5 protein-coding genes are annotated in these 5,820 nt (G+C 66.4%); 4 read left to right on the top strand and 1 reads right to left on the bottom strand.

The window, feature by feature from the left end; translation table 11 throughout:
• From polA to ACOJTD_RS09325, 3 genes are all read left to right on the top strand, one after another.
• On the top strand, positions 1-2,662 hold a 2,662-nt coding region (gene polA, locus ACOJTD_RS09335; RefSeq protein ID WP_420132643.1), incomplete at its 5' end, for a DNA polymerase I.
• 311 nt (positions 2,663-2,973) lie between these two features.
• Complete coding sequence (gene pyrE / locus ACOJTD_RS09330; RefSeq protein WP_420132642.1) at positions 2,974-3,537, top strand: orotate phosphoribosyltransferase; 564 nt, start codon at positions 2,974-2,976, stop codon at positions 3,535-3,537.
• A gap of 107 nt (positions 3,538-3,644) precedes the next feature.
• Positions 3,645-4,463, top strand: a complete 819-nt coding sequence (locus tag ACOJTD_RS09325; protein WP_420132641.1) for a DUF2865 domain-containing protein — start codon at positions 3,645-3,647, stop codon at positions 4,461-4,463.
• A gap of 37 nt (positions 4,464-4,500) precedes the next feature.
• On the opposite strand, the gene ACOJTD_RS09320 is transcribed toward ACOJTD_RS09325, so the two are convergent.
• Positions 4,501-4,932 (bottom strand): hypothetical protein, encoded by a 432-nt coding sequence (locus tag ACOJTD_RS09320; RefSeq protein WP_420132640.1) that lies wholly within the window; start codon positions 4,930-4,932, stop codon positions 4,501-4,503.
• Between the two features lie 390 nt (positions 4,933-5,322).
• On the opposite strand from ACOJTD_RS09320, the gene ACOJTD_RS09315 reads away from it, so the two are divergent.
• The coding region (locus tag ACOJTD_RS09315; RefSeq protein ID WP_420132639.1) for a glycogen/starch/alpha-glucan phosphorylase at positions 5,323-5,820 on the top strand (498 nt) is incomplete at its 3' end.

Below are 5,820 nucleotides of genomic sequence, written 5' to 3'. Positions count from 1 at the left end.
CTTCGAGGCCGACGATCTGATCGCCACTTACGTCCGCCAGGCGTGCGAGGCCGGCGCGACGGCGACGATCGTGTCGTCCGACAAGGACCTGATGCAGCTCGTGACCGACTGCGTGGTGATGTACGACACCATGAAGGACCGCCGCATCGGCGTGCCCGAGGTGATCGAGAAATTCGGCGTGCCGCCCGAGAAGGTGGTCGAGGTCCAGGCGCTGGCCGGCGACAGCGTCGACAACGTGCCGGGCGTGCCGGGCATCGGCATCAAGACCGCGGCGCAGCTCATCACCGAATATGGCGACCTCGACACGCTGCTGGCGCGCGCGTCCGAGATCAAGCAGCCGAAGCGGCGCGAAGCGCTGATCGAGAATGCCGAGAAGGCGCGGATCTCTCGTAAGCTGGTGCTGCTCGACGACAAGGTGAAGCTCGACGTGCCGCTGGAAGAACTCGCGGTGCACGAGCCCGACGCGCGCAAGCTCGTGGCGTTCCTCAAGGCGATGGAATTCACCACGCTGACGCGGCGCGTCGCCGACTACGCGCAGATCGATCCGTCGGATGTCGAGGCCGAGACGGCGTTGACGTCGGCGGTGCCGCCGCTGGCGAAGAGTGCGGGTGCTGCCCCGAGCGGCGATTTGTTTGGGGGGCAAGAGCCCTCACCCCAACCCTCCCCCGCAGGCGGGGGAGGGAGCGCGCCGCAAGCGGCGCAAGGTGGCGCGCTAAACGCGGGCCGTGGCCGCGACGGCAAGCCGGGCGTGGTGTTGTCGCCGGAAACGCTGGTGGCGGCGCGGGCCGAAGCCGCGCGCAAGGTGCCGGTCGATCGTAGCGCGTATCAGACGCTGCGAACGCTCGACGATCTGCACAACTTCATCGCCCGCATCCACGCCACCGGAGTGGTCGCGCTCGAGGCGGCTGCGACCTCGATCGATCCGATGCAGGCGGAGCTGACCGGTCTCGCCCTCGCGGTCGGCCCCAATCAGGCCGTCTACATTCCGCTTGCACACAAGCAGAGCGGCGACGGTGATGGGCTGTTCGCCGCCGGCCTCGTGCCCGACCAGCTTGGTACGCGCGACGCGCTCGATGCGCTGAAGCCGGTTCTGGAATCCCCCGGATTCGCCAAGGTCGGCTTCGCGATCAAATTCGCCGCGGTGCTGCTGGCGCAGCATGGCATCACGCTGCGCAATATGGACGATCCGCAGCTGATGTCCTACGCGCTCGACGCCGGCCGCGGCAGCCATGCGCTGGATGCGCTCAGCGAAAGCAATCTCGGCCATACGCTACATACGCTGACTGAACTCACCGGCACCGGCAAGAACAAGATCGGCTTCGATCAGGTGCCGGTCGACCGCGCCACGGCCTATGCGGCCGAGCGCGCGGACGTGGCCCTGCGGCTGGCGCGCGTGCTGAAGCCGCGGCTGATCGCCGGCTCCATGACGGCGGTGTACGAAACGCTGGAGCGACCGCTGGTCGGCGTGTTGGCGCGGATGGAGCGGCGCGGCATCTCGATCGACCGCAATGTGTTGGCGCGGTTGTCGTCCGACTTCGCCCAGACCGCGGCGCGGATCGAGGCCGAGATCCGCGAGCTGGCGGGCGAGGACATCAATATCGGCAGCCCGAAGCAGCTCGGCGACATACTGTTCGGCAAGATGGGCCTGCCGGGCGGCAGCAAGACCAAGACCGGCGCGTGGTCGACCTCGGCGCAGGTGCTCGACGAACTCGCCGAGCAGGGCCATGAAGTCCCGCGCAAGATTCTGGAGTGGCGGCAGGTCAGCAAGCTGCGCTCGACCTACACCGACGCGCTGCCGACCTACGTGCATCCGCAAACCCACCGCGTCCACACCACCTATGCGCTCGCCGCGACGACGACTGGCCGGCTGTCGTCGAACGAGCCGAACCTGCAGAACATTCCGGTGCGCACTGAGGATGGCCGCAAGATCCGCCGCGCCTTCGTGGCGACGCCGGGCCACAAGCTGGTGTCGGCGGACTACTCGCAGATCGAACTCCGTCTGCTGTCCGAAGTCGCCGATGTGCCGGCGCTTCGGAAAGCGTTTCAGGAGGGCATCGACATTCACGCGATGACCGCGTCCGAAATGTTCGGCGTGCCGGTCGAGGGCATGCCGTCCGAAATCCGCCGCCGCGCCAAGGCGATCAATTTCGGCATCATCTACGGCATCTCGGCGTTCGGCCTCGCCAATCAGCTGAGTATTCCCCGCGAAGAAGCCGGCGCCTATATCAAGCGCTACTTCGAGCGCTTCCCCGGCATCCGCGCCTATATGGACGAGACCCGCGACTTCTGCCGTGCGCACGGCTATGTCGAAACGCTGTTCGGCCGCAAATGCCACTACCCGGACATCAAGGCGTCGAACCCGTCGATCCGCGCCTTCAACGAACGCGCCGCCATCAACGCGCGGCTGCAAGGCTCCGCCGCCGACATCATCCGCCGCGCCATGGTGCGGATGGAAGACGCGCTCGCCGAAAAGAAGCTCAGCGCCCAGATGCTGCTGCAGGTCCACGACGAACTGATCTTCGAAGTGCCGGAAGACGAAGTCGCCGCCACGCTGCCGGTGGTCCAGCACGTGATGCAGGACGCACCGTTCCCGGCGGTGATCCTCAACGTGCCGCTGCAAGTGGATGCGCGGGCGGCGGATAATTGGGACGAGGCGCATTGAGCTATCGAGTACGGCATCGCGCCCAGCACTGAGCAACCTCTCCCGCCTGCGGGAGAGGTCGACGCGCGAAGCGCGGCGGGTGAGGGCCCTCCTCTCCGCGTGTCGCGGACTCACTGCCCGGGGCGCCCTCACCCCACCCCACTCCCGCAAGCGGGAGAGGGAGCGCGCCGTGCCGGGGGATCGCAGAGGCCTGCATGGCGGGCGATGTCGGCTTTTCGACCGTTGATACCTCCCCTCTGCCGCTGGCATCCGTGCGCCCTCGGGTCTAGATTGCGGCGTTTTTCGCAAAGCCAAAGTCAGAGAGCCCCGCCGTGTCCAAATCCGCGTCCCGCGCCCGCCTTGCCGACATCATTCGTACCCGTTCGTTCGGCCGGGGGGAGATCACGCTGGCGTCGGGGCGCAAGAGCGACTTCTATTTCAACCTGAAACCAACGATGCTCGATCCGGAGGGCGCGGCGCTGCTGGCGGAATTGACCTACGAGGCGCTGCGCGACGAGAAGATCGACTATGTCGGTGGGCTGGAGATGGGCGCGGTGCCGCTGGCGGGCGCGATCGCGCAGCTGTCCTGGCTGAAGAACCATCCGATCGCGGCTTTCTTCGTGCGCAAGAAGCCGAAGGAACACGGCGCGCGGCTGTCGGTCGAAGGGCTGGCCAAGGGCGAGAGCCTGGCCGGCAAGCGCTGCGTCATCGTCGAGGACGTCACCACCACTGGCGGCTCGGCCATCAAGGCGGTCGAGGCAGTGAAGGAATCCGGCGCCGAGATCGTGCTGGTGCTGACGATGGTGGACCGCGAGGAAGGCGCCGCCGAAGCCTTCGCCGCGGCCGGCCTGCCGTTCCGCTCGCTGTACAAGGCCAGCGAATTTCTCAAGGGCTGACCGCCCACGAGGCGTAGCGCCTGCGGAAACCCGGCGTTTACCATCCCGACTTAAAGTGAGCGCGTCGCGGCTCGGCCGCAGCACGATCGCCTCGGGTGGAGTGAGCGTTGCGTCAGGTTTTCGAAATGCTGCGCCGTGGACGTCCCATGGTGCTCGCCGCCGCGCTCGCGATGGGTGGCTCGGCCGCTCTTCATCCGCATCCCGCGTCGGCGCAAAACATTCTCGAAATGCTGTTCGGCGGCGGCGCTCCGCAGCGGCCGCAGCAACGCGGCGCTCCGCCGCAAGCCAATTTCTTCGCCGATCCGTTCGGGCTCAATCAGCAGGCGGCCCCGCCGCCGGCGCCGTCGCGCCCTGTTGCGTCCGGGGGCGGGCCGGCGTTCTGCGTGCGGCCATGCGATGGCAAGTATTTCGCCCTGCAGGTCCGCGGCGGCATGACGGCGGCGCAGATGTGCACGATGTTCTGCCCGGCCGGCAACGCCAAGGTCTATTACGGCAGCAACATCGACTACGCGACCGCCGCCGGCGGCCAGCGCTATGCCGACAGCGAGAACGCCTACGCCTATCGCAAGGCGCTGAAGGCGGACTGCACCTGCAATGGGCGCGATCCGGCTGGCCTCGCGCAGATCGACCTGTCGCAGGACACCTCGCTGCGCCCCGGCGACATCGTCGCAACCGCCACCGGCCTCGCTGCCTATAACGGCATCCGGCTCGGCGCCGAGCAGGCGCCCGATTTCACCCCGGTGGCCGACTATCCCGGCCTGACCGCGCAGCTCCGCGCCAAGCTCGGCGAAATGAAAGTCGCCCCGGTCAACGACCAATTGGCCGACCAGGCCCCGCCGGCTCTGCGCGACACGCTGCAGCCGGCTGCGGCCCCGAAGCCGGCAACAGGCCGGCGGGCTGCAGCGGCCACGCCCGGCCTCGACTAGCTGAAGCGGATCGCTGGCCGGCTGGAGCGACCTCGCCTCACCGCGCCACGATCACGCCGATCACATTCGGCGCAGCGAGATACGCCTCTTCGATCTTGGCGCGGGCGGCGGCGCGGTTTTCCGGCGTCAGCAGGCCGCGCTTCTCCGCCAGGATCATCCAGCAATAGCCCCACCAGTCGGTCAGCATGCCGCTGTCGTCTACAAGATCGTAGCCGTGCTCGGCTGCGAAGATCCGCGCGCTGCTTTCATCCAGCGTATCGAGCCAGGCGAGATCCTCGGCCGCGAACATCTCGTCGCAGAGATCGTCCGGCGAATAGCCCCAGATCGACTGGCACACGGCGTTGAATTCGCGATCGAGCTGGTCGTCGTCGATCCATTGCCGCCGCGCGAGCTGATGCAGCCGCGACAGCGAGCGCGAGAAGTCCGCGATCCGCGTCAGCGCCATCTGATCGAACGCAATCGTCGACATGTAGCCCCCACGAGCTGGAGAGACCCAAGATATCGGCGCTCGAACGCACCGAATCGAAATGATATCTCAATGATTTACAAAAATGTTCTTAATTTGTTCTGACAAGCTTGTGCATCACGCGGTGCTGCAGGCGAAGCTGGCGCGCGGCCAAGCTGGCACTGACGGCTAAGGTCGATCGCCGCTTCCGTTCATCTTGCAGCCATCCAGCTTCCGGCATCCTCCGGATGCAATCGGACGTCGAACTGGTTCATGCGCGCAACAGTGACGCTCCGATCACAGGCCTTGCACAAAACCAAGGCACCGCGCCACATCGATGCACTCGTCACGGGTTTCGATCGGGCGCTAATGTTTGTATGCTCAGAACCCGTAAAACCTTTGTAGGATCGTCACTTGACCGTGCAGTCCCCGCCAGAGAACTTTCAGCCGTCGCAGCCGCCGATCGATGAGCTGGCGCTCGCGGAGATCAAGAGTGCCATCCTTTCCAAGCTGACCCTGGCGATCGGCAAGGAAGCGACCCAGGCGACCAAGCACGACTGGTACAAGGCCTCGGCGCTGGCGCTGCGGGACCGCATCGTCCACCGCTGGCTGGTGTCCGAGAAGGAGAGCTACGACGCCGGCCGCAAGCGGGTGTATTATCTGTCGCTCGAGTTCCTGATCGGCCGGCTGTTCACCGATGCGCTCAACAATATGGGCCTGCTGGCGCAATTCGCCGCCGCGCTGGGAGATCTCGGCGTTGGCCTGAACGATCTGCGCAAATGCGAGCCCGACGCCGCGCTCGGCAATGGCGGCCTCGGCCGGCTCGCCGCCTGCTTCATGGAAAGCATGGCGACGCTCGACATCCCGGCGTTCGGCTATGGCATCCGCTACGATTACGGCCTGTTCCGCCAG

The sequence above is a fragment of the Rhodopseudomonas sp. genome (genome assembly GCF_048594845.1).
Taxonomy (GTDB): domain Bacteria; phylum Pseudomonadota; class Alphaproteobacteria; order Rhizobiales; family Xanthobacteraceae; genus Rhodopseudomonas.
Note: the sequence above shows the minus strand (reverse complement) of the source record. Positions and strands in the feature narration are given on the sequence as shown.